The organism is Bartonella sp. AC10YNML (assembly GCF_042196825.1).
Classification (GTDB): Bacteria; Pseudomonadota; Alphaproteobacteria; order Rhizobiales; family Rhizobiaceae; genus Bartonella.
In genome coordinates this window covers 35,819-61,319 of record NZ_JBHIRA010000007.1, presented here as the reverse complement: position 1 = coordinate 61,319, position 25,501 = coordinate 35,819, and the positions used below count along the sequence as shown (strand labels likewise).

Below are 25,501 nucleotides of genomic sequence, written 5' to 3'. Positions count from 1 at the left end.
TTTCCTTGTTTCCGATTTCTGTTCGTTCTGATTATTATTAAGTTCTTTATTCTCTGCATTAAATATTTAAAAAGAAATATCAATTTTATAAAATATTCACATAGTTTATTTCATTTCTTGAAATGGATTTAAAAAATAAATTTCTATCATATCTTATGCTCAAGAGAGTGTGTGTAACATAATATTCTATTTATTTTTCAATAATACCGCACGCTAAACGTGCTCCACCTCCGCCAAGCGGTAATGGTTTATCTGATTGATTATCAGCTCCTAAATGAATTATTAATGAGCGCCCTTTAATTTCAGAGATTGTTTTTAATCGTGGAGCAAGAACGCTCATTACGGCATTTCCTTGCTTATCAACATAAAGTGCCGGTAAATCACCAAGATGACCATTGATATTATAGGGTCCTAAGTGTTTCCCAGTATGCTCTGGATCATAATGTCCACCCGCGCTTCCACCTATTATGCCATCTTTTGTATCACATGAAGGGTTTACATGTACATGAAAACCATGCATCCCTTCTGGTAAAGTAGATAAATTGGGTATGAAAACTAAACCGTATGTATTTTCTTCAATTTTAATGCTACCAATAGCCTTTTTGGAATTGTTATTTTCTAATTTATAAATATTTATTTGTTTTGATAGTGCTAATGCAGAATTTTTATGAATTAAAAATGCCATAAAAAACAATAATGATAATAATATTTTTTTCATAAAATACCTTTATAATTACCTTTAAATAGATTATTATCTATAAATAATAATCTATACTAATTATATCTTATATAAGTGTCTTAAATTGAACTTTAAGAAAAATAATTTACATAGAAATATTAGTTCTTATAAAGAGCAAATAAATTAAAATATGTTTATATATTTCTGAACATAATTTTTATTTTTTGATCTATAAAAAATACAGCTTTATGGATGAATAATTATATCTCACTTACATTTCTTCAAGAGATGCTTTTAAAAAATCTACTTTTTGAGATATAATAAGGAATTCTAGTAAGTTAGCTATTATTTCATTTATAATATGATGATCGTTTCATCAAAAAAAATAACATATAATTTGTTGATGATTTAATTGTTTTTCATAGAAAAAATGACGAGGAGTTTCTATTTATTATGAAATTTATAAGAGAAAGAATTATTATGATTCGTATAAATTTCCCATAAAATACAGCATATACCGACACTCCCTCCCATTCCTGATCCTATCAGTGCTCCTATTATTATTCCGGAAGAAAGTGCTACTCTTATACCCATTGCAATAATTGGACCAAATCCTGGAAGAGCAATATAACCATAAGTTGCAAGAGTTGCCGCGATAGCTCCTGATAGGCTACCATTTAAACCGCCAATAAAAGCAAATTCTTTAATAGAATGGCGGCACTTTTTTAATTTTTTTTTCTTACGGCTGTAAAAAGAAACGTTGCTGTAAATTTTAAAATCAATCATATTCTTTTCTCTCATTTTGAATGCTAACTGTTCCTGAATAGTCAACGGATACGAAAAAATGGGACTTTTTAAATTTTACCAAAGCACGCCAGATACCATTGTCATCTAAGCGTAATCGTTTAATATTCTCAAAACCATTTTGCATAAGACAATTTTTAACTTGTGAAGCAGTAAATGAGTTCTGACCTATTTTAGTGACCTTTTGAGTAGAGCTATAGGTAAAGGCTTGACAATAAGGAAGGTGGAAAACTTCACTTATTGAAGTCGTGACTATCAACGAGACACATGCAATCATTATAAAAAAAGTACTTAATTTCAAAAAATTATTTAGTGTCATCTTATTACCATTTGTTGAAACAACACTTCATTAACCTCTGTGTTACTAACAGGTTCCAAAGATGATTTTATTTTTAATATTATAATTAACAATAAAAAGTTTTGAAAATATATTGATTAAATAAAACTGTTTTTCATTTTCTTTATAGTTCTAAATTTAACAGCTATGATTTAGCAAGATATATTTATTATTTAATTTGTAGTATATAATTCAGTTTTATCTTATTTCATATCAATATACTAATATATATAATAATTATTTAATAAAAAATAAATGTATAGTTATATTAATTATACATATTATTATTACAAATAAATTAAATAAATATAATTAATTATTTTAATATAATTTGTTACTTCTTAGAAAGAACAAAAATATTTTTTTACATCAGTAATAGATATGATTAAAAATGCAATTTATTATTTTTTATTTTACGTTATTATCCATTATTGCTTAGTAGAGTTGTTTAGATGATTTTGTTGGAAATATTTGCATAATTTCCTTGAATCCATAACCGGGATACATTCCTTCGCGCATAAATAAATTACGTAATGGCGGGAAACTATGTAACAAACCAAGCCCAATGCTTCGTATGATATGAACAGGCAACATATGAGAAAGTAGAGCAGAGTTCAGTGTATGAACAGCTCCACTTCGGATTAATATATCTGGTTTGCGGCATTTGTTATAATGTGCAACAATCATTTCAGTGTTAGAGTTGGATATTTTATTGGGTAAAATATCAATTAAAGTTTGGACATCACGCAATCCTAAATTCAATCCCTGTGCTCCAATAGGGGGGAAAACATGAGCGGCTTCACCGACTAAAATTGTTCGGTTAGCAGCAAAATGATGAGAAAGAAGTCCGAAAAGCGGCCATGCTTGAATTGATGTTTCTAAGCTTAGCTTTCCAAGCATTGATTGCATTTTGTTTTCGATCATTTTTGCAATTGTTTTTGGTTCTATATTCAATAATTCTTCAGCAAGGGAAGGATGAACAACCCATACAAGACTAGATCTTCGTCCTGGTAGTGGAACCTGTGTAAATGGACCGTGTTCTGTATGAAATTCAGTTGATGTATTTTGATGAGAAAACTCATGAGAAAAGTTGAGAACAAGTGCTTTTTGTGGATAATTCCACTGTTTGACACTTATCCCTGCTGCGGCACGTGTAAGAGAGTGACGCCCATCGGCTGCAACAACAAGTGGTGTTTGAATGACTCTACAATCAGCAAGAGTAATACATACATGGTTTTTTGTATGATGAACAGATTTGGCTGCAGAAACAAATCTTGTAATATTAGGCGTATGTGTAACAGCATCGACTAAAGCACTGTTTAATTTTACATTAGGTATATTATAGCCAAAAGCTTTTTCACCAATTTCAGCAGAAGAAAAATGTACCGTAGGAGCATGCACAATTCTAGAAGTTATATCTATAATTCTCATGGACGATAAAGCAGCTGCATGTTTTTGAAGATTATCCCAAATATTGAGTTTTTGAAGCATGCGTATTGCAGGCATCATAAGAGCAGTTGTTCGTAACTCATCTGTATGAGCAGGGGGCCCAACAAGAAAAACAGAAAGCCCCTCATGTGCAAGACTCAGCGCAGCTAACATTCCGACAGGACCTGCACCAATAACAGCAATATCTCTATGCTCGTTTTTTTCAAAGATCACAACTGTTTGAACCTTTCTCCATTGAGAAAATATTTTAACATTTCCAAATGATCACTCTCTTTTTATTATATGAAGCTCTTCTATTATTATAGTATGTAATAAATAATGCGATATAAAAAAGTAACCTTTTTATGATTTTTTAAAATGTTGAGTTATATCATCGGTAAAAAATGGCGTATTGATAGATGATTGAAGACTTTAAAAACGAGGATAAGAAAACCTTGAAACGTAAACTAACAAAGAAAATCAAAACAAATGCTAAATTATTACGCCATAAAAAAGTAACAATGCCACAAGCAAAGGCCTTTTCCGTTCATTTACTAACAGCTTCGGGATCATTTTTAGCGTTTCTTTCTCTTATATCAGCCTCTCAAAAAGAATGGACAGCTATGTTCTGTTGGCTTGGGCTTGCCCTTCTCGTTGATGGTATAGATGGACCAATTGCACGCAAACTTGATGTTAAATACGTTCTTCCAACATGGTCTGGAGAGCTGTTAGATAATATTATTGATTACGTGACTTATGTCTTAATTCCTGCCTTTGCACTCTATCAAAGTGGTTTTATGGGGGTAGGGTTATCATTTTCATTGAGTGCAATCATTGTTATTTCATCTGCTATTTATTATGCAGATACTAGTATGAAAACCAAAGAAAACTTTTTTAAAGGATTTCCTGTTGTTTGGAATATGATGATTTTTACGCTTTTTGTCGTCAGGCCAGGAGAGTGGATTACTTTTATCATTATTGTTTTATCGGCGATTATATCTTTTTTACCAATTTATTTTATTCATCCAGTAAGAGTCCTTCGTTTACGTAGAGTTAATTTTCCCATTTTTCTCTTATGGTGTGTTTTTGGTGTTTCTGCCTTCTTTTATCAACTAGAGGCTCCGTATTGGGTTAAAATAGGAATTTCGGTGACAGGAATTTATATATATTGTATTGGTGCAATCATGCAAATATTTCCTCAACTTGGGGGGGGGAATATAAAAAAACAATGAAATAGTTGTTTTTAAAAGGGTGTAAGATGCAAATTGACTTTGGAGCAGGTGATGATATTTCTTTTACGAAAGAAGGATGTGCTGGTATTATAAAGCTCACGCGTCCTTCAGCATTAAACGCTCTTAATCAACGAATGGTTTCAGCTTTAAGAAAAGCTCTCAGAACATGGGAAACAGATGACAATGTTTCTTGTGTCTTAATTGAAGGGGAGGGTCGTGCTTTTTGTGCTGGTGGAGATGTTGTGGAAATCCATCATATGGGGAAAAGTGCCTCTGCTTGTCAATACTTTAGGGATGAATATAGCTTAAATGCTTATATCAAACATTTTTCAAAACCCTACATTTCTTTCTTAAACGGTATTTGGATGGGGGGAGGGGTAGGTATTTCTCTCTATGGTTCGCATCGAATTGTTACAGAAAATACAGTTTTTGCTATGCCAGAAGGTGCGATTGGGTTTTTCCCAGATGTAGGTGCAAGTTTTTTCTTACCATCTCTTCCCAATCATTTTGGCATCTATCTTGCATTAACGGGCGCACGCATAAAGTGGGGAGATTGCTTAAATTTAGGATTAGCAACACATGCAGTTTCTGAAATTGAATTCGATAGGGTTAGAAAAGCTGTTATTGAGCAAGGAGATCCCACTTTAGCTTTAAACCAGCGAGCAATTACAAAAGATTATGAAACGAGTCATGAGATACGTTGTATTATTAACAGTTGTTTTAGTGCCCACAGCTTAGAAGAATGTCTTGAGTTGCTACATAAAAAAAGCAATGAAGATGTTTTATTTGCTAAAGAATGTTATGATATTTTGCAGTCACGTTCTCCGACAAGTTTAAAAGTTATTTGGAAACAAATGAAACAAAATTCATCTCAAACGTTGGAAGACTGTATGAAAATTGAAAACCGCATAGCGCATCATATGATTTATTCACATGATTTTTATGAAGGTATACGTGCTATGTTAATCGATAAGGATAAAAGACCTCAATGGCAGCCAGATAAACTTTCAAATGTGACAGATGAAATGGTAGATTCTTACTTCCAACCTGTTGAACAAGAGTTATTATTGTGAAAAATAATTCACACAAACAGATTTCAAAAATCAATTTAATCTATAACTGTTACTTACGGTTTTTGGCACTTATTTGCTTAGTTCTAGGTATTTTTTATTGGATACGCCTTGTGGGGGTCTTTCCAGGTGTTTTATGGCGTTTTGACCTTATGCCTTGGCAGTGGCAATTTGCATCAGCTATATTGGCTATTCTCTATCCTATTGCTTTAATTGGTCTTTGGATGTATTCACTATGGGGCATTATTTTATGGTGTGTTGCCGCATTGATTGAAACAATAGCAATATATTATTCCGATTTTATTTATCAGCCTTTTGTACCATTGTTTCATGGAATATTATTTTTAGCTTTTATTATCTTACAAATTATGATGATTTTTTTAAAAAGAGTAAAAAATAAAAAACCATTATGAAAAGTCATCAAAAAGTTTTTTAAGTAATAAGTAAAAGATATTCACCTCAATTATCAAACTTCTATTCTTATATATTAAAATACGCCCTTTCTAAAAAGTTCCATAATATATATTATGCGATAACATGATACAGAAGATAAATCCTTTATCCCAAAAGAAAACCCTACTTTAAAACATCATCATATTTATATCATACAATTTACTTTTAAAATAAAATTTGGTCTTTAAAGTATATTCCTTAAAGACCAAAAATAGTGATAATAAAATTACATATAATAAATAAAAAAAATTACTGTACTATTTTACAACGTTTTATACGTGCAAGATCACTTAAAACAGCATTACGATTATTTAAAGCCGAAATTTCATTGCTTTCACTGGATTTAGGATCCATAAAAAACAGAGCAGGTAAAAATACAACACCTGCCGCTGCTAAAGCTACATTTTTATTTCTTGCTGTAGAACGCTCTCTAATTGTATCATTAATCTGTCGTTTATTAGCAAAAAACTCCCGTTGAATATCGGTGCAACTCATTGATCCATCATGTAATGTTGTCGTTGCAATATTTTTTTCTAAACGCCCCCCACATGCTGTTAAGGAAACTGCTAAAACGGCAATACATACACCCCGCTTAAAATTCTTATACATAAAAACCTCATTTTAAACATAAAAAAGTGACATTTATGTCAAAAATAAAACAAAATAAAGGATAATCTTCAAAAAACTTTATTTAACGTAAAATATTGTATGAATAAACTTATGCAGTTGTTTCGAAAGTAAGGCCCTGATACGCAGGTTTTACAGAGGATGGAACGTAATTTACGACTGCATTATAATCCAGCGATCTATCCATATGTGTGAGTATTGCTTGTTTTGGCTTTAAATATTTTATCCATTGTAATGCTTGATCAACAGAAAAATGACTTGGGTGAGATTTAAATTGAAGGGCTTCAATGATGAGAACATCCAAACCCATTAATTTTGATAATGTTTTTTCAGGAAACTCACTAACATCTGTACAATAGGCAACATTTCCGATACGGAAACCTAAAGAATGAATATTTCCATGGTGTTGTAAATGCGTATTAACGCTTATTGCTCCACCCTCCCCTTGAATAATAAATTGGCTATCTTCATTGATAAGATGCTCTTTTAAAATAGGAGAATAAGATGAATCTTTTGGTGTTTGAAAACAATATCCGAAAGCATTTTTGAGGTGTTCTAGTGTAAATCTGTCAGCATAGATATCTATTAAACATTTTTGTGCAAGTGCATAGCTGCGTAAATCATCAATACCGTGGATATGATCTGCATGAGAATGCGTGTAAAGAGCAGCATCAAGATGGTTCACATGCGCTTCAATCATTTGTGAGCGAAAATCCGGCCCCGTATCAATAACGATTGTTGTTTTTTTTCCTGATGGTTTAATGCGTTCAACTAATAAAGAACTTCTGTAGCGTTTATTTTTAGGATTATTCGGATCACATATTCCCCAATCACCATTAGGTCTTGGCACTCCTGGAGAAGGCCCACACCCTAATATTGTAAATCGGTATTGATCACACATAGCTTTTGCCTTATTTCATTTTGCTAAATAAACGAAAAGCATTACGGGTTGTTATTTGAGCTGTTTCTTCAATGCTTAAACCAATTGTTTCAGCCAAAACAGCTGCTGTATAGCATACAAAAGATGGTTCATTTGTTTTTCCCCGATGAGGGGTAGGTGCTAAAAATGGTGCATCTGTTTCCACCAACAAATGTTCATGGGGCACAATTTTTGCTATTTCACGGATTTCAAGAGCGTTTTTAAAAGTAAGAATACCTGAAAAAGAAATATAACCACCAAGCTCAATTCCAGCACGAGCAAGTTGCATTCCAGATGAATAACAGTGAAGGATAAAGGGAAAAGCTCCTTCTTTTATCTGTTTGCGCAATATTTTTTCCATATCGATATCGGCATTGCGTGAATGGATAACAAGAGGAATCTGTGTTTCTCTAGAAGCGATGATATGTTCTTGAAAAACTTTCTTTTGTTCTTCTGGTGTAGAGTAATCATAATGATAATCAAGCCCCCCTTCCCCAAACGCAACAATTTTAGGATGATTCGAGAGCTGTATAAGCTCTTCCGCTGTAATATTTTGTTCTTCATGCGCATGATTGGGGTGTGTTCCAACGGAACAAAAGACTTGATCATAGCTTTGCGCAATAGCTAACAGCTTATCTAACTTATGAACATGGGTTGAAATTGTTATCATACGTTTAACGTTAGCATCTAAAGCCCGTTGGATAACATTATCCAAATCTTGTGAAAAATCTTCAAAATCAAGATGACAATGTGTATCAATCAACATGATGAGTATCTTCTTTCTTCAAGATATAACGAGGAAAAATTGGTTCTGGTGGTGGAAGATCAAGTCCTTCTTGAATTTTCGCATGGCTTATATGATACAACAACCGATCATCTTCAGCAATCGCAAGGCTATCAAGAAGTTTTGCTGCTGATTGAGGTATGAAAGGCAAAAGCATTATTCCTATTCGCCGCAAGATTTCTACAGTTATATAAAGAACTGTAGAAAACCGATCTCGATCATTTTTACGTAAACTCCAAGGTTGTTCGTTGGCAAAATAGCGATTGGCATCTGCTACAATTGAAAAAATAGCTGAAAGGGCTAAATGCATACTATGAGAAGACATTGCTTGATGTACAGTTTCCAGCACCTGAAGAGATTGTTCTAAAAGCTGTTTATCTTGAACTAAGAATGAAGTTGGTTTTGGGACTTGTGCATTACAATTTTTGGCAATCATAGATAAAGAGCGCTGTGCCAAATTACCAAGATCATTAGCAAGATCAGCATTAATACGGTTCACTAAACTCTCATGGCTATAACTACCATCTTGTCCAAATGGCACTTCACGGAGAAGAAAATAACGGACCTGATCAAGACCGTAATGATCAACCATTTCAAAAGGATCAACGACATTTCCAATAGATTTTGACATTTTTGCACCACGATTAAGTAAAAAACCATGTGCAAAAATATTCTTAGGCAAGTCAATTCCAGCAGACATTAAAAATGCTGGCCAATAGACTGCATGGAAACGAATAATATCCTTACCAATAATATGCGTATTTGCAGGCCAAAAATCACGTTTTGTTGAATTTTCATTGAAAAAACCAATTGCTGATAGATAATTTGTAAGTGCATCAACCCAAACATACATTACGTGCTTTGGATTATCAGGAACAGCAACGCCCCAATTAAAACTTGTGCGTGAAATAGAGATATCTTTTAAACCCGATTTGATAAAACTTATAATTTCATTTCGCCGCTCAAGTGGAGCAATAAAATCAGGATGTTTTTCATAATATTCAAGAAGAGCCTTTTCATAACGAGAAAGCCTAAAAAAATAACTTTCTTCTTCATTCCATTCAACTGGAGAGCCTAATTCCTTCTCGCGACGGATATTGTCTTGTCCAACTTCCGTATCTTTCTCTTCATAATAGGCTTCTTGGCGAACCGAATACCACCCCGTATAACGGCCGAGATAAATATCACCATTTGCTTCCATCTTTTTCCAAATTTCTTGACACGCTTGATAATGGCGTTCTTCTGTCGTACGGATAAAATCATCATTAGAACAATTTAATACTGCAAGCATTTTTTGAAATACCGCACTATTACGATCTGCAAGTTGCTGAGGTGTCATGCCTAATGCAGCTGCGGTTTGTTGCATCTTGAGACCATGCTCATCTGTACCAGAAAGAAAAAATACATTTTTCCCGTTTAACCGTTGAAAGCGGGCTAAAACATCGCTTGCAATGGCACTATAAGCATGTCCAATATGTGGAGCACCATTAGGATAAAAAATGGGAGTTGTTATGTAATATGTGTCACGCATGTCATACTCGTTGTAAAACGCTATAAATAGAAGATATTATGACATAACGTTTGTTCATCGCATTGTCACGGAAAAACTAATTCTCATGAATGATCTTATGAACTTTAAAAAGTAAGTTAATAACAAACTGCTTTTTATCGAGATTAAACAGTTGTATTTCCTCTATTTCTTGATGAATCTCCTGCCATTTTCCCGCATATTTTTTTGAGAGAAATAAGTCTCCCTTTTCAACGAGCATAATAGCTTTTTTTTGAATTTTATTAAGAATTTCATCACAAAATTGTTGAAATTGGAATGTAGAAGAAGCAGATGAAAATGTTTGTGCAAGAGTATGTACAATCGTTGCGTTACAAACAGGTTTCTCTAGGAGAGCATCAATTGTTTTAATAATTTCAAGACCGCCATGGCAAATAAGTAAAGCGGCTTTTCGAGGGCTTCCTTTAGATTTTTTAATAATCATTTCAATTGTTTTTTCATCAGGTAAATCCTGATCGGCGAAAATATGTATAATAACTTTTTTCATTTCATCGTTATTCAACGGACGAAAAGAAATTTTTTGACACCGTGAATGGATTGTTGGAAGCAATTTTCCTGAAGAATGTGCGATAATAACAAATAACGTTTTTGTAGGTGGTTCTTCAAGTATTTTGAGAATTGCATTTGCTGCATTTCTATTCATATCATCTGCGGAATCAATAATAACAATACGCCATCCATTATCTTGCGATGTTCGACTTAAAAAATGCATAATATCACGGATATCATCAACGAGTATTCCTGTTTTAAACTTTTGCGTTTTCACATCAAATCGACGTGAAATATACAAAAGACCAGGGTGACTTCCTTGTGTAATTTGGCGCCATGGGGTAGAATAAGGATCGGGTTTCAGGAAAGAACTCTGTTGAAAACTTAAAATATTCCAAGCAAGATGAAAGGCTAATGTAGCCTTTCCAATCCCATATTCTCCTTCAAATAATAATGCATGATGCAAACGCTCTTCTTTAAGCATTTGTGTCAAAAAATGACGAACATCCTCATGACCAAAGAGAACATTGTTCTGGGATGGTGATAAAATTGTATCAATATCATCATATTGGCGTAAGGTATTTACATTACTCATGAAAGCTGCTCCAACAATACCTGATGACAAATATTTTTTATTTGATGAGCAATGGCTTCCACTGAGCCAGTGGCATCAATGACTCGAAATCTATGGGGTTCCCGTTTGGCCAATTGAAGAAAAGCCTGACGCCTTTGTTCTTGAATTTCCAACTGATCTTTTTCAAAATAATCAATTTTTTCTGTTTTTTTTCTTCGCAAATTTGCACGCTTCATACCACACATTGCTGGCATATCTAATAAAAATGTTAAATGAGGCAAAATACCATTGAGCGCAATACACTCTAAAACAGAAAGAAGAGAAGAACTGACGGTATCATTGAGGCCTTGATAAACGCGTGTAGAATCAATAAAGCGGTCACATAAAACGATTTTACCTTTTTGCAAAGAAGGTGCGATAACCTCAGTAACATGGTCGACACGTGCCGCTGTAAACAAAACAGCTTCAATCAATGGTCCATATTGTTGTATCTTCCCTGACAATAAAATATGTCGGATTGCTTCTGCTCCTGCCGTTCCTCCTGGTTCTCGTGTTGTAACAACATCATAACCTTTGTGAGAGAGATACTCAGCAAGCAAAGAAATCTGTACTGTTTTTCCTACTCCCTCCCCTCCTTCGAATGTAATAAAATAACCTGACACGTATGACCTTAACCTTATTAGCGCGTAACTATAAATATTTCCGTAACCATCCAATTGTGATTTCATAGAATGCATTTTTTACTTTTGCAAAGAAACTTCCTTCCTGAACATTCATTCCGGCAAAAACTGGTTTTTCCAGAAGAACCTTTTTATCTTCTAAAATTTGAATAACGCCAACTGATTGCCCAGAAACGATGGGGGCTTTCAATGGACCATGATATTTAATTTTTGCTTTAACATTTACTTTTTTTTCATTCGAAAGCATAAAACTTATTGGTGTTTTAACAATGAGTGGAACAAAATTTTGCTTACCACCATAAACAGGAGCACGACCAACCGTTTCTTCTCTTGTGAAAATCGTTTTGAGATCAAATGCCGTCATTCCCCATTGAAGAATGCGTTCTATTTCTTTTGTATATTTTTTTCTATCTTGCAAACCATTGATTGCTAAAAAAAGACGTTGATGATTTTTAGAAATGGTGGCAACCATTGAAAAACCTTCTTTTTTACTGTAGCCAAAACCAAATCCTTCTACACCAATTTCCTTAGAAATAAGAGGGGTTTTGTTACGTTGAAAAATATTATTCCACGTAAAATGAGGTTCACGATAAAGTGCATAATAATCTGGATATTCCTGAGTAATGTAACGTGCTAATATAATCATATCACGCACTGTTACAAATTGTCCCTCTTCGGGAAGCCCTGTTGCATTAACAAAATGACTCTGAGATAATCCAATCATTTTAGCGCGCTGATTCATCAACTTTGCGAAATGAGCTTCATCTCCTGATATGCCTTCAGCAAGAATAATAGCAGCATCATTTCCATTGACAATAATTAAACCACGCAACAGATCATAAACACTGATTTCTGTTTTTATCTTTGCAAACATAGTGGTTGTACCAGAAGGTGCTCCACCCTTGCGCCAAGCATTTTCACTGACCTTAAATTTCTGCGTACTTTTTAATAATCCTTTTTTTAATTGATGAAATACAACTTCTGCTGTCATCAATTTTACTAATGAAGCAGGGAAAAAAGGAATAGCACTTTGTTTTTCATAGAGTACTGTCTCTGTATCATCATCGAGTAATAACAATTGGGATGCGGGAGTTTGAAAATCTTGCGCTCTCCCCCATGTATCAAATGCCAATACTCCCCATAATATTAATAAGATCCTTAATACTGTATACATAGCCGCTCCTCCCATCTAAAAATCAGCATAAAGAATTTACTATATAGGAAAAAACTTTTTGATTGCTGCAAATTGAGGAATTATTTACAACTCACAAAAAGATTTTATTTTCATTTAGCTTTAGAAAAAAATAATATGACACGCTTTTTATCTTCCATGTAGGTTCAGTTTAATTTTAAAGTATGAGAGACAAAATATTTTTTCCTATTTTTATTGATAGTATTTTGATTTGTTATGATAAATTATAATCTTTTAACGTGGATTTGATTCAAAATACTGTAAGATTCTCTCATCCCCTCCTCTCATATTAAATTCAATAAAATCACTTGCTTACGCGTCATAAGCAGGGTTCGTATATGGATAAAAATTATTAAAAAAGAGAGTAAAATACTTCTTATCAACCTCTCAAGTGTTAAGAATTATCGCACAAAACATTGGGGCTTGCAAAGTCTATGACGTTGCCGGTTTATATCTTCATAAGTGTGAAGATGGTGATATCTAAAGGCGTTACAGTTATGCCATTCACAGGCGCTGTCGTAAAATAGGCTTGTAGCGTGTTGAAATATATCTCTTTTAAATAAGTCCATGAATTGGCAATGTAAGTGTATTTTGTTTGAGACGCTCTGTTTTTCGTGAGGGAACTTACTCCATTAAAGAACATGATAAACAAAAGCATGAGATAATGCATAATCTTTTCATAGGATATTACCGTAGATACTTTAGAAAGATGCAAGGCCGAATCAAAAGAAAATATTTTTTTACTTGTTAAGCTTTTTATTCTTCTCAAATCGATTGTACAGTTGTTTTAGAGATTACACAAACAGACTGACACAATAATCTACCTTCATCTAGCAAAAGCTATTACAGCAAGAAAAGTACACGCTTTATTAAGCAAGCAATATCATAAAACGACGAAAATACTAGCAATGGAGTGGAAAGGCCCGTACTGAATTTATAATAATAGCACCCAACCACGCTTTTTGAAAAGGACAACGCGCCTTAAGATGAAACCCCTACACTAAATCCGTAAGTTCTTATCTTTTTTACTAGAAAATTATATTGATAAAAAATCAACGCATTTTTTCTTAAAACAGTTGTAGCCAATTGACCTTTGTTTTTTTGTTTAGCTTATTTATAGAAGCAACTTGATCGAATGGCATCGGCTTATCAACCATGATAGGACCAATTTCCGGCAATTTAACTGCAACAGTTTTATTACGTTGTTCCTGTTCAACAGCAGCTGCTTTAGCTAATTCTTTTTTGTTCCCTATATTGCGCTGCTCTTTTAACAAAACAGTTTCTCTTTTTTTCGAAACATTCTCCGACGCTAATGAATATGACACGGCGTTTCCTGGAGTATAAGAGGCCATTAAATATGCACCATCATAATAGCCAATGGGTGCTTCAGCGATATATTCCACCTTAACATCTGCTACTCCCTTATCGACATAACCAAGTATTGTCGCAGCTTGCCTTGATAAATCAATGATTCTGTCTTTCATAAAAGGTCCGCGATCATTCACTCTAACAACGATTGAAGATCCATTTCTCAAATTAGTAACACGAGCATAGCTAGGTAAAGGCATTGTAGGATGAGCGGCAGTCAAAAGATTCATGTCATAAATTTCACCATTAGCTGTTAATCGTCCATGAAAGTCTGAACCATACCATGATGCCTCACCAACACGTTTATAAGTTGGATCATTTTGAGGATAATACCACTTTCCTTTTATTTGATAAGGTTTACCAACAATCGCTCGTCCACGCTTTTTTTCTTCCGATTGATTTTTCTTATTGGAGACTTGTTGAGGTAGTACAGAAGTGTTTACGTTAATTGGTTTATTATGATAGGAATCTTTTATTGAAAAATTCATAGTTTGGCTTGCGCAACAAGATACCAGTGACTGAGAAATGACAATCATAGAAAACAATTGAAGTGTTGGTTTAATCATAAAAGTAATTTTCTTTTTTCTATTTGAAGGCATCTATTCAGTCCACTTATTTCTGTTAAGTAATACTGTAAAAACCACATCACGCTTTTTGTACGCAACGGAAGAATTTACGTTTTTTAATGATTCCCCTCGCGTATATACCACTCTTAAATTGGCTTCTTTTACCAAGAAATTAACGTATTGTTAACTTTTTTATGGTTTTCATACGAAATAAATGTACTATAGTAGATGTTAAAAAGATTAAAAGTTAAATAAATCAACATCTTATAGAAAATTCATTTCATAATATTAAAGTGTGAATAAGTGGTGATTTTAGCAACTGTTTTGCGAATCATGTAATGTATTGAGTATTAAAAAACCACCTATGGATTGAGAAAATTAGAAACTACATGTGCTGCCAACGCAGGTACAACCCTATCCGTAAGCTTAAAGCTCTTTTTTGTTGGGAAGGAGACAGCATAGCATCGCTCTATTCCAAAACAGCTGATAGAAAATGACAGACTATAGAATCAAAACAAAAAAGATTCTTAAATTTTTTATAGCCTATTGATATTACTTAAATTTGGTGAGCGCGCAGGGATTCGAACCCTGGACCTACTGATTAAAAGTCAGTTGCTCTACCAGCTGAGCTACGCGCTCCCACACAAGCTATCTAGTTTGCATACTATGTAGTTTGCAGAAAGTGAAGGGAACATACGGTTGACTTTCCATTTGGTCAACACCTTTTGGAAAAAATATTATTATTTTCTGCAGTTATCAATAATTTTCCGTTTTCGCTCCTTTACTTCATCATTGTATAAGTACTTTTTAATCTTCTTTTTGAAGTTTCAATAAAGGAAAAATTTCACTGCAAAATATTGCATAGATTCGAAGCGTTAAAATTATGAGAAATCCCCCCTTCCCCTCACATGGGTTGTTGAGCATAATGGGTAGAGAAGAAAAATACCTTTTATTATAATATTATTTTTATATTTTAGTGTTCAATTTTCAAATATGAATACAGATTTATAAGATAATATATTGATTTATAATAATTTATCATTTTTTACTTGAGTGAAAATTCTCAAATACTGTAAATTTTTCTCATTTCAAATCTTTTTTATATTGAAACAATAAAAAGCATTTGCTCGACCAATAAAAGTGAGGGAATAAAACTATATAAAAAAAGAAATGAAAATGATACTTATGCCTTCTTTCAATAACTAAAAATTATCGAAACATTAAGGGGATAGCAAAATAGTATGATAGTGTTAGCACGTTTGATATAAAAATGCGGCAATCCAATAGATTTTATATTATTCATCACAAAATCTTGATGAAAGCAAGCACATTGAGAGATACTTTTTTAAACAAATGTACCAATGAGCGACAATAGCATTCTAGAGAGATGACTTTTATTCATGCACAATGGCTATATAATGAAAGCCAATTTATTCTATAAAATAAAGCAGACATAATAATGCAAAATGATTCTCGACACACCTTGAGTGATCAGTTCTATTATTGACAATAATGTTTTCTAATTCACTTTTTATATCAGAAATTACAAGATACGTATATATATTTTTAAAAGAGAAAGATACCACTGATCATAAACTTTAGTGTCGAATAATTCAGTTTATTTCAGAGCTATAAAATATTTTTATATATGATGTAATATTAATGTATTTATATAATATATAAATAATATTTTAATAATGTTATTAAATAAATAATTTTAATATTTATAATATATTAAATATAAATAAACATATTAAATTCACTTATAAGATCAAAAATAAAGCAAATAATTTTGATTTAGCGAAAAAAACTTGCATAATTATTATGTATACACGTATTTTTACTTTATTCCTTTTTATTATTTTGATTGGAACATTGAATGCTGACATGTAAACAATATGAGTTACTCTTGTTTATTCACAATCATATAAAAGAAACAGGAGTTTCTCCTTCTTTTGAAGAAATGAAAAATGCATTAGAACTTTCTTCAAAGTCTGGTATTCATAAGCTTATTATAGCTTTAGAACAAAGAGGTTTTATACGTCGTTTGCCCAATCGTGCGCGTGCAATGGAGGTGATTCGACTCCCTGAGAAAATAACATTTAACCTTTCTTTAGCACGTAAGATTTCTCCCAGTATGATAGAAAAAAATAAAAGAGAAATATCAAAAAACTTGAGTAATTTTGAAGTAGAAGAAAAAAAAAATACCACCATTCCCATTATGGGACGCATTTCTGCGAGCGTTCCTGCTTCTGCTATACTGCAACAAACAAGCACACTTTCTCTTCCACACGATATGGTTAATACAGGTGAGCACTATGCACTAGAAGTTAAAGATAATTCTATGGTGGAGGCTGGTATCCTTGATAAAGATACGATCATTGTGAAACGCCAAAATACAGCAATATCAGGTGAAATTATTGTCGCGTTTATTGATAAAAAAGAGGCAACATTAAAACGTTATCGACGCAAAGGAGCCTCTATTGCATTAGAAGCTGCGAATCCTCACTATGAAGTACGTACATACAAATCCGAGCGTGTAGAGATACAAGGCAAGCTTACTGGACTTATTCGTAAATATTAAATAACAATAATATTAAATAATAATCGCATTTTATATTACGCTATACATACGCCAATAAAATACAGTAAAAAAAACCGTTGGACATTTTTAATATTGTGCCACAAGAAATTGATTTTCTTCTCACTCCTCAAAAGACATCCTCCCCCAATCTGATCTGAGAATAATTCAGATTCTTGTTGAATGAATTCTTTTTTCCCTTCCCTTTTACGCGCTTCACTTACGCAAGGCTTGATAAGTAAGCTTAGAAATATTCATTACACGCTCTAAAGTACTGAATGTTTTAAGGAGTTTGCTTTATATCATCGCTCTTAACGATGGTATTTTACAGTATAATAAGATAAAATCATATGCATGCATAAAATTACGTAAAATATTGTAGAAAAAAATCAAATAAATTTGTAACAAATTGTATTGCATATGTATAAAAATAAAGAACATTTTTTCTTTTTAAGCCAATAAAAGAGTCATTCAATTGTTCATAGTCATTATAGGATTATTATGGTCGCACCTCGTATTAGTTTTGTCTCTCTCGGATGCCCAAAAGCACTCGTAGATTCTGAGCGAATTATTACACGCCTTCGCTCTGAAGGGTATGAGATTTCACGTCAACATCAAGGAGCTGATGTCGTTATTGTGAATACCTGTGGTTTTCTTGACTCGGCAAGGAGAGAATCATTAGCCAATATTGATGAAGCTCTTAAAAAAAATGGAAAAGTTATTGTAACAGGGTGTCTTGGTGCTGATCCTGATGCTATTCGCCAAACATATCCTAATGTATTGGCTATTACAAAACCGCAAGCTTATGAAAGCGTTATAGAAGCTGTTCATACAGCAATTCCCCCTGTTCATGATCCTTTTCTTGATTTAGTTCCTCCCCAAGGTATTCGTTTAACTCCTCGCCATTATGCCTACTTAAAGATTTCTGAAGGATGCTCTAATCGGTGTAGTTTTTGTATCATACCTACTTTGCGTGGTGATCTCACTTCACGTCCCATCAGCGATGTTCTTCGTGAAGCTGAAAAACTCGTGCAAGCGGGTGTAAAAGAACTTTTGGTTATTTCACAAGATACGAGTGCTTATGGTGTTGATCTTAAATATCTCGAAAATTCTTGGAAAGATCGTACAATCAAAACCAAATTCTTTGATCTTTGTCGCGAACTAGGCGATATGGGTATTTGGGTACGTATGCATTACGTTTATCCTTATCCCCATGTTGATGAAGTTATCGAACTTATGGCTGCAAAAAAAATTCTTCCTTATCTGGATATACCTTTTCAGCATGCATCACCGACTGTTTTGCGTCATATGAAGCGTCCCGCACTTATGGAAAAAACAAACTGTAGAATTGAAAAATGGCGAAAAATATGTCCAGATCTTACTTTGCGATCAACATTTATCGTTGGTTTTCCTGGTGAAACGAATGAAGATTTTAATATACTTCTAGAATGGCTAGAAGAAGCAAAAATTGAACGCGCTGGGTGCTTTAAATATGAAGAAGTAAAAGGAGCTGCCGCAAATGATTTGGGATTAAAAAATATTCCTGAAGAGGTGAAAGAAAACCGCTGGCATCGTTTTATGGCAAAACAACAACAAATTTCTACACATCTTTTAAAGAAAAAAATTGGAAAAAGACTCCGAGTACTTATCGATGAAAGTCAAGGAAAAGTTGCCAAAGGACGTAGTCAATACGATGCTCCAGAAATAGATGGTGTTGTCCATATATCATCACGGCGTCCACTGCGTGTTGGTGAATTTGTCACTGTTAAAATCGAACAATCGGATGCCTATGACCTTTATGGCATAGCCGTTTAACAATTGAACGCTTTCTAGTCTCTAAATGACGAAGATTCCTATCAAAGTCGATTTATAAAAAAGTGACTTCTCACAATGAGCCGTGTTCGAAGTGTGTAATGCACTTCATGAGAAATTACAGGAAATCCCTGCCCTGAATACTCGCTATACATTCTAAAAAGTAATATCAGATTTATATATTTTCTTAGTGCTCCACCCTAAATGATAGGGTTTTATAGCACAACAGGATAAAATAAAATCCCTAAAGATTGCCCCATATTTAATTAATAAAAGAATAAACTGATAATCATGCTATTTTCCCGTTTTCAAATTTCAACAGTCATTGGTTTATGAAAGAAGTTTTTTTTTCAATTGTGTTTTATACACACAAAAATACCACTTGTGATATGCAAGGAAATGTTTATGGATGTAATATAAGAGAATTTGAAATAAAATAATCTTATAGTTAAATTGCAAAACAATAAATTATCGTATTGTCTATGCTGCTGAGGAAGATATGGAAAAATTTTCTCAAGCAGTGCAATTTCCGATTATTATTTATAAAGCAATATATTGATTTATAATGATAATTCACAGTTTTGTATGTTGAATGATAGTCCAGAATATCGTAAGATTATTTCATTTTAGACCTGTTTATATTGAATCAATAAAAATCATTCGTTTGCACGTTACAAGCGGGATGAATGTGTGGACAAAAATTGTTAAAGAAAGGAGCTTTTATGAATCGTCTTAAGTGCTAAGGGCTGTCGCAACATCTACGAGCTGGTAAAATGAGTGATGGTGCCCAGCTTACTCCTTCATAAACGTAAAGATGGGAGTGCTTAATGGATTTTACAATAATATCCTTCATGGACGCCGTCGTGAAATGGTCTTGGGTGCTCTTTGAGAGATGTCTCTTTAAGGAAGCGCTTTATTTCAAAATCTTTAAACTTATTTTTAGAGCATCTAATTTTTATTAACACGCTTTAAAGTTAAAGAATTTCTTATCAAGCAAATGACTTGGACGTACATTTGTTAAAGCGCGAATCATCGTATCTTTACGTCCTGGCATTTGTCTTTCTATATTTTTCAGCATTTCTTTCATTGCATTACGTTGTAAACCATCTTGACTACCGCAAAGATTACAAGGAATAATCGGAAATTGCATTGCTTGAGAAAATTTTTCCATATCTTCTTCAGCAGCATAGACAAGAGGACGTAATACAAAAAGATCACCTTCATCATTTTTAAGTTTTCCAGGCATAGCGGCTAATCGACCACCATGAAACAAATTCATGAAAAACGTTTCCAAAACATCATCACGATGATGACCTAAAACTAATGCAGAACAGCCCTCCTCACGTGCAATGCGATAGAGATTTCCTCGTCGTAAACGAGAACAAAGGGAACAATATGTCTGCGTCTTTGCCAATTTATCTGTAACAATGGAATAAGTATCCTGATATTCAATACGATAGGGAATTTTATAAGAACTTAAAAAGTCTGGAAGAATATGTTTCGGGAATCCTGGTTGTCCTTGATCAAGATTACAAGCAAGAATTTCAATGGGTAAAAGACCACGCCATTTTAAGTCTAAAAGAAGCGCTAATAAACCATAAGAGTCTTTTCCACCCGATAAAGCGACAAGCCATTTTTTTCCCGTAGAGAGCATAGAAAAATCATCCAAAGCCTGCCGCATATGACGCAAAAGCCGTTTGCGCAATTTATTAAATTCTACGCTGGAAGGAGCAACCCGAAATATTGGATGACATTCATCTGCTTCTCTTTCCAAAAGATCATCTCTCTCTTCGTTTTCTTTTATTGCCTGATATTCAACTGAAACATCATTCATAATACCATATCCTGCACAAGTAATAGCTCGTTTTGCAAAGACAGAAACAAATATAAAGTAAACTTACATTTATGTTTTTTGAATTTATAAAATTAGATACATAAAAAAGAAATGGAACTATATAAGTTTATCGCTCTAAAACATAGCAATAAACTTAATATAGAACCATTCACAAAAAACACTTGTTAACTTCAAAGATTATAAAAAACACACTATTTTGAAGTTATAATCACAGAAAGAGGAAAACATGTTTCCTCATAAAAAATTATCGAGAATAAAATTCAACAACCAAATTAGGTTCCATTTGCACAGCATAAGGAACATCTGCAAAAGCAGGAATACGTGTAAAGGTTGCTTTCATCTGTTTATGATCAGCTTCAATATAATCAGGGACATCACGTTCTGCCAATTGTACTGCTTCTAAAACTAAAACAAGTTGTTTTGATTTTTCCCGAACCTCAATAACATCACCAGGCTTACAACGATAAGATTGAATATTTGTACGCCGCCCATTTACGTTAACATGACCGTGGTTGATAAATTGACGAGAAGCAAAAATTGTAGGTACAAATTTTGCGCGATAGACGACAGCATCCAAACGTGACTCTAACAGACCGATAAGATTTTCACCAGTATCCCCCCGTCGACGAGCGGCTTCTTCATAAGTTTTATGAAATTGCTTTTCTGAAATATCTCCATAAAACCCTTTCAGCTTTTGTTTAGCGCGCAACTGCACCCCATAGTCAGAAAGTTTTCCTTTACGACGCTGTCCATGCTGACCTGGACCATAATCACGACGATTGACGGGAGATTTTGGACGACCCCAAATATTTTCTCCCATACGACGGTCAATTTTATACTTTGTTGTTTCGCGTTTACTCATCGCATTTCCTTTAAAATAAAACACGAGATCTTAAGACCCCAAGGAAACGCGCCCTCCTCTGCCTTTAAATACTAAAGACTGACAGAATACCTTAACATATCAATATGCAAAGTTATCCACGGGACACGTCAATTAATGCCATTTTCTTGAAAGAAAAAGCTGGAACAATTTTATTGATCTCGTATCCCAAAGTCAACTCTTTTCATGAGTTTTAAGCCAAATCCTTTTAATAAACGCTCCGTTGAAGAAGTGACCTTTTTTGATGTTAGCAACACAAAATCTTGATATTTCTTTACAGGTTGCTGCTGTATTTTTTCCGACAATGGCAATAATGATCTGGTATGTTTAGCGATAGCCTTTGCTGGATCAATCCATTTAACGGACCATAAAGCTTGTTCACGAAAGAAGCTAATCAAAAAAGGATAATGTGTGCAGGCTAAAACAATAATATCAGTATATTTGCCATTTTTTTCCACAAAACATGGAAGGATTTCTTTCTTTATCTCTTTCGAATCGATAGATTTTCCCCGTAAATAATTTTCAGCAAATCCAGCAAGCTTTTCACTTCCCACAAGCTGAACATGACACTGTCCAGCAAAAGAGTTGATTAATTCATTTGTATAAGCACGTTTAACTGTTCCAGGGGTTGCTAATACGGAAATAAAACCAGATTTCGTCTGTTCAGCAGCTAATTTAATTGCAGGAACCGTTCCTACAAAAGGAACATGAGGAAAATTTTGTCGTAAATCTGCCATCATCAGTGTAGAAACAGTATTGCAAGCAATGACACATAAGGCGGGATTATAACGTGTTAAAAGATTTGTAAAAATCTTTAAAATATGGTCTTTCAAAACATTTTCTTCCCAATTGCCATAAGGGAATCCCGCATCATCAGCCACATAAATAAATTGCCTTTCAGGGATAAGAACACGCACTTCCCTTAAGACAGTTAAACCACCAATACCACTATCAAAAAAAAGAACAGGCTGTTCATCCATCAGTTTTCACACTTGTTTGTAATTTTTTACGGTCGCGCTCTTTAGGTGCTCCACTCCCCCTTGGATATTGTGGTGAAAAATAATCCAGTGAAGATATAACGCCCCGCAATAAACGAACCTCAGGTTCACTAAAGTTAGCACGCGTAAAAACAGAGCGTAAATTTGCAAGCATCACTTCTTTGCGTTCTGGGGGTCTAAAATATCCACGAATATCCAAAGCCTCTTCTAACTGAGATAAAAAACCATGAAATATTGTTTTATTTGCAGGTTCCATCTCTGCGGCACGAAATGCCGTATCGCTGACATTCTCTAGACCTGTTTTCATCCATTCGTAAGACATTAAAAGAACCGCTTGCGCAATATTGAGAGATGCAAAAGCAGGATTAACTGGAAAAGTGATGATTTCATCAACAAGACTGATTTCATCATTTTCTAGTCCCCATCTCTCTCTTCCAAAGACAATACCTGTCTTATGTCCGATACTTTCACGCTGACGTAATACGCTTGCTGCTTCGACAGCACTTTTTACAGTTTTAAATCCACATCTTTCACGCGCTGTTGTGGCAAAAACATAGTGTAAATCTGCAATTGAATCACGCAATGTATCAAAAATCACAGCGTTGTTAATGACATGATCAGCTTTACTTGCAGCAGCTCTAGCTTTTTCATTTGGAAACATTTCTCGAGGATTGACTAATCGAAGCTTAGAAAGCCCAAAATTTGCCATTGCCCTTGCGACCATACCAATATTTTCAGGAAGCTGCGGTTCAACTAAAATAATAACGGGACCATTTGTTAAATTTTCACGATTCTTATTCGTTCCTGCCATCAATACTCCCTAATTGCACTTACTTATGCTCCATTCGCTGTTTTTTTAAAAGCAATCTTCTTCAAAGTACACCAATGCTTGTTAATAATAAATTTTAAAAGCCATTCAAAGTAGACTATGGAGTTTATACAATTTATATAAGATATCGTAACATTTTTTACATTAATTTTATCTTGTTTAGTAGGTGACAACTCCTACCCGTCATAATCTCAGTTGAATTATGAAATCATAAATCCTAAAAAAGGAATATGTATTTTATTCCCAAACTTTTTCCTGCAAAGCTTATCCGTCGTTATAAACGTTTTCTTGCGGATGTTAAACAAGATGATCAACATGTTTTCACCGTGTCGGTCCCTAATACAGGATCAATGCTTGGATTAACAGCTTCCAACTCCAATATTTGGCTTTCATATCATAACAACAGCAAGCGAAAATATGCCTATCAATTAGAAATTGTTGAAGCCGATAATACTTTGGTTGGCATTAATACCACTTTACCCAATAAACTTGCACTAGAAGCAATTCAAAACGGATTACTACCAGAATTAAGTGGGTATAAAACAATCTTAAAAGAACAACGCTATGGGATACAATCACGAATTGACTTTCTTTTACGTGATGACATTCTTCCTGATTGTTACCTAGAAGTTAAAAATGTTCATTTTATTCGTCAAAAAGGATTAGCAGAATTTCCTGATACAGAAACAAAACGTGGTGCACGTCACCTTGAAGAACTTATAGGGGTTGTACAACAAGGAAAACGAGCAGCTATGCTTTATATTATTCAACGAGAAGATTGCTCAGCTTTTACAATTTGTCATGATCTTGATCCACTCTATGGACGTAAGTTTGATTTAGCATTAAAATCAGGAGTAGAATGTTATGCTGTAAAGTGTCATGTAAGTGTAGAAGGCATTTTTCCGATTCAGAGAGTGAAAATAGAAAACAGAAGAAACAATGACTGAGTATATTGAATATAATGAAATACCTTTAAAATTTAATGGGAAAATCCGCATTTTTGATGATTATGCTTTTGCTAAAATGCGTGAAGTTGGTCGTATTGCTGCAGAATGCCTTGATGCGCTTACGGATATTATTAAGCCAGGTGTTACTACGCAAGAAATAGATGATTTTGTATTCATTTTTGGTGCTAAGCGAGGAGCTCTTCCTGCTGATTTAAATTATCATGGATACAGCCATTCATGCTGTACATCCATCAATCACGTTGTTTGTCATGGTATTCCCAATAAAAGACCCTTGCAAGAAGGCGATATTGTGAATGTTGATGTAACCTTTATCCTTGATGGTTGGCATGGAGATTCAAGTCGAATGTATCCTGTTGGAAAAATCAGACGTGCTGCAGAACGCCTTTTACAAATAACCTATGAAAGTCTTATGAAAGGAATTGCTGTTGTTAAGCCTGGAGCAACCACAGGTGATATTGGTGCTGCTATTCAACAGTATGCAGAATCTGAACGGTGCTCAATTGTGAGAGATTTTTGCGGACATGGTATCGGTCAGCTTTTTCATGATGCACCCAATATCCTCCATTATGGAAACCCTGGAGAAGGAGTCGAATTAAAACAAGGTATGATGTTTACAATTGAGCCTATGATTAACCTTGGTAAGCCACAAGTTAAGATTTTATCTGATGGTTGGACTGCCGTTACCCGCGACCGCTCTTTGACAGCACAATATGAACATACAATTGGTGTCACAAATGAGGGGTGTGAAATATTTACACAATCTCCTAAAAATATTTTTTATATTCCCAATTCGTATACCTAATGCACTG

At 33.9% G+C, this 25,501-nt stretch carries 23 protein-coding genes, 1 tRNA gene and 1 pseudogene; 8 read left to right on the top strand and 17 right to left on the bottom strand.

Translation table 11 applies throughout. The features are described 5' to 3' along the window. Positions 1-190: 190 nt before the first annotated feature. From sodC to ACFINA_RS05210, 4 genes are all read right to left on the bottom strand, one after another. Positions 191-718 (bottom strand): superoxide dismutase [Cu-Zn] SodC, encoded by a 528-nt coding sequence (gene sodC / locus ACFINA_RS05225; protein ID WP_375615182.1) that lies wholly within the window; start codon positions 716-718, stop codon positions 191-193. Between the two features lie 405 nt (positions 719-1,123). Further along, positions 1,124-1,480 (bottom strand): hypothetical protein, encoded by a 357-nt coding sequence (locus tag ACFINA_RS05220; RefSeq protein ID WP_375606865.1) that lies wholly within the window; start codon positions 1,478-1,480, stop codon positions 1,124-1,126. Continuing rightward, a complete protein-coding gene (locus tag ACFINA_RS05215; protein ID WP_375606866.1) occupies positions 1,458-1,802 on the bottom strand; it encodes a hypothetical protein in 345 nt (114 codons plus the stop codon). The genes ACFINA_RS05220 and ACFINA_RS05215 overlap by 23 nt, the downstream gene beginning before the upstream one ends. Before the next feature lie 453 nt (positions 1,803-2,255). Then, positions 2,256-3,482, bottom strand: a complete 1,227-nt coding sequence (locus tag ACFINA_RS05210; protein WP_375615181.1) for a UbiH/UbiF family hydroxylase — start codon at positions 3,480-3,482, stop codon at positions 2,256-2,258. A 185-nt stretch (positions 3,483-3,667) separates the two neighbouring features. On the opposite strand from ACFINA_RS05210, the gene pcsA reads away from it, so the two are divergent. The 3 genes from pcsA to ACFINA_RS05195 are packed head-to-tail and all read left to right on the top strand — an operon-like array spanning position 3,668 to position 5,963. After that, positions 3,668-4,480 (top strand): phosphatidylcholine synthase, encoded by an 813-nt coding sequence (gene pcsA, locus ACFINA_RS05205; protein ID WP_375609478.1) that lies wholly within the window; start codon positions 3,668-3,670, stop codon positions 4,478-4,480. Positions 4,481-4,506: 26 nt separating this feature from the next. After that, on the top strand, positions 4,507-5,553 hold the full coding sequence (locus ACFINA_RS05200; protein ID WP_375609479.1) for an enoyl-CoA hydratase/isomerase family protein: 1,047 nt from the start codon (positions 4,507-4,509) through the stop codon (positions 5,551-5,553). After that, positions 5,550-5,963 carry a DUF6163 family protein gene (locus tag ACFINA_RS05195; RefSeq protein WP_375606870.1) on the top strand — a complete coding sequence of 138 codons (414 nt, stop codon included), beginning with the start codon at positions 5,550-5,552 and terminating at the stop codon, positions 5,961-5,963. Before ACFINA_RS05200 ends, ACFINA_RS05195 begins: the two co-directional genes overlap by 4 nt. Before the next feature lie 289 nt (positions 5,964-6,252). Here ACFINA_RS05195 and ACFINA_RS05190 read toward each other — a convergent pair whose 3' ends face one another. The 8 genes from ACFINA_RS05190 to ACFINA_RS05155 form a co-directional block, all read right to left on the bottom strand. Then, complete coding sequence (locus tag ACFINA_RS05190; protein WP_375615180.1) at positions 6,253-6,612, bottom strand: hypothetical protein; 360 nt, start codon at positions 6,610-6,612, stop codon at positions 6,253-6,255. Between the two features lie 109 nt (positions 6,613-6,721). Next, positions 6,722-7,531 (bottom strand): MBL fold metallo-hydrolase, encoded by an 810-nt coding sequence (locus ACFINA_RS05185; protein WP_375615179.1) that lies wholly within the window; start codon positions 7,529-7,531, stop codon positions 6,722-6,724. A 10-nt stretch (positions 7,532-7,541) separates the two neighbouring features. Further along, positions 7,542-8,315: a TatD family hydrolase gene (locus ACFINA_RS05180; protein WP_375606873.1), complete on the bottom strand. Its 774-nt coding sequence runs from the start codon at positions 8,313-8,315 to the stop codon at positions 7,542-7,544. Beyond that, positions 8,305-9,864, bottom strand: a complete 1,560-nt coding sequence (metG, locus tag ACFINA_RS05175; protein ID WP_375615178.1) for a methionine--tRNA ligase — start codon at positions 9,862-9,864, stop codon at positions 8,305-8,307. Before metG ends, ACFINA_RS05180 begins: the two co-directional genes overlap by 11 nt. Before the next feature lie 76 nt (positions 9,865-9,940). After that, complete coding sequence (locus ACFINA_RS05170; RefSeq protein ID WP_375606875.1) at positions 9,941-10,984, bottom strand: DNA polymerase III subunit delta'; 1,044 nt, start codon at positions 10,982-10,984, stop codon at positions 9,941-9,943. Next, positions 10,981-11,625 (bottom strand): dTMP kinase, encoded by a 645-nt coding sequence (tmk, locus tag ACFINA_RS05165; protein ID WP_375606876.1) that lies wholly within the window; start codon positions 11,623-11,625, stop codon positions 10,981-10,983. Before tmk ends, ACFINA_RS05170 begins: the two co-directional genes overlap by 4 nt. A 28-nt stretch (positions 11,626-11,653) precedes the next feature. Beyond that, positions 11,654-12,817, bottom strand: a complete 1,164-nt coding sequence (locus tag ACFINA_RS05160; protein WP_375615177.1) for a D-alanyl-D-alanine carboxypeptidase family protein — start codon at positions 12,815-12,817, stop codon at positions 11,654-11,656. A gap of 1,085 nt (positions 12,818-13,902) precedes the next feature. Continuing rightward, complete coding sequence (locus ACFINA_RS05155) at positions 13,903-14,802, bottom strand: septal ring lytic transglycosylase RlpA family protein (RefSeq protein WP_375606878.1); 900 nt, start codon at positions 14,800-14,802, stop codon at positions 13,903-13,905. Positions 14,803-15,088: 286 nt separating this feature from the next. Here ACFINA_RS05155 and ACFINA_RS05150 point away from each other — a divergent pair. After that, positions 15,089-15,266 (top strand): annotated as a pseudogene (locus ACFINA_RS05150) (integrase); the annotation flags it as partial. Between the two features lie 66 nt (positions 15,267-15,332). On the opposite strand, the gene ACFINA_RS05145 reads toward ACFINA_RS05150, so the two are convergent. Further along, positions 15,333-15,408 (bottom strand) — tRNA-Lys (locus tag ACFINA_RS05145). 1,240 nt (positions 15,409-16,648) lie between these two features. Here ACFINA_RS05145 and lexA point away from each other — a divergent pair. Both lexA and rimO read left to right on the top strand, forming a co-directional pair. Continuing rightward, complete coding sequence (gene lexA / locus ACFINA_RS05140) at positions 16,649-17,353, top strand: transcriptional repressor LexA (protein ID WP_375606879.1); 705 nt, start codon at positions 16,649-16,651, stop codon at positions 17,351-17,353. A 498-nt stretch (positions 17,354-17,851) separates the two neighbouring features. Beyond that, a complete protein-coding gene (gene rimO / locus ACFINA_RS05135) occupies positions 17,852-19,165 on the top strand; it encodes a 30S ribosomal protein S12 methylthiotransferase RimO (protein WP_375615176.1) in 1,314 nt (437 codons plus the stop codon). Positions 19,166-20,120: 955 nt separating this feature from the next. On the opposite strand, the gene ttcA is transcribed toward rimO, so the two are convergent. From ttcA to ACFINA_RS05115, 4 genes are all read right to left on the bottom strand, one after another. Then, the gene (gene ttcA / locus ACFINA_RS05130) at positions 20,121-20,996 is read right to left on the bottom strand and encodes a tRNA 2-thiocytidine(32) synthetase TtcA (RefSeq protein WP_375615175.1); all 876 of its coding nucleotides are present in this window, start codon (positions 20,994-20,996) and stop codon (positions 20,121-20,123) included. A 265-nt stretch (positions 20,997-21,261) separates the two neighbouring features. Beyond that, positions 21,262-21,879 carry a 30S ribosomal protein S4 gene (rpsD, locus tag ACFINA_RS05125; protein ID WP_375606882.1) on the bottom strand — a complete coding sequence of 206 codons (618 nt, stop codon included), beginning with the start codon at positions 21,877-21,879 and terminating at the stop codon, positions 21,262-21,264. A gap of 170 nt (positions 21,880-22,049) precedes the next feature. Continuing rightward, complete coding sequence (gene murI, locus ACFINA_RS05120) at positions 22,050-22,877, bottom strand: glutamate racemase (RefSeq protein WP_375606883.1); 828 nt, start codon at positions 22,875-22,877, stop codon at positions 22,050-22,052. Further along, positions 22,870-23,706: an RNA methyltransferase gene (locus ACFINA_RS05115; protein ID WP_375606884.1), complete on the bottom strand. Its 837-nt coding sequence runs from the start codon at positions 23,704-23,706 to the stop codon at positions 22,870-22,872. Before ACFINA_RS05115 ends, murI begins: the two co-directional genes overlap by 8 nt. A gap of 248 nt (positions 23,707-23,954) precedes the next feature. On the opposite strand from ACFINA_RS05115, the gene sfsA reads away from it, so the two are divergent. Then, positions 23,955-24,671 carry a DNA/RNA nuclease SfsA gene (gene sfsA, locus ACFINA_RS05110; protein WP_375606885.1) on the top strand — a complete coding sequence of 239 codons (717 nt, stop codon included), beginning with the start codon at positions 23,955-23,957 and terminating at the stop codon, positions 24,669-24,671. After that, positions 24,664-25,494 (top strand): type I methionyl aminopeptidase, encoded by an 831-nt coding sequence (gene map / locus ACFINA_RS05105; protein WP_375606886.1) that lies wholly within the window; start codon positions 24,664-24,666, stop codon positions 25,492-25,494. Before sfsA ends, map begins: the two co-directional genes overlap by 8 nt. Positions 25,495-25,501 lie beyond the last annotated feature (7 nt).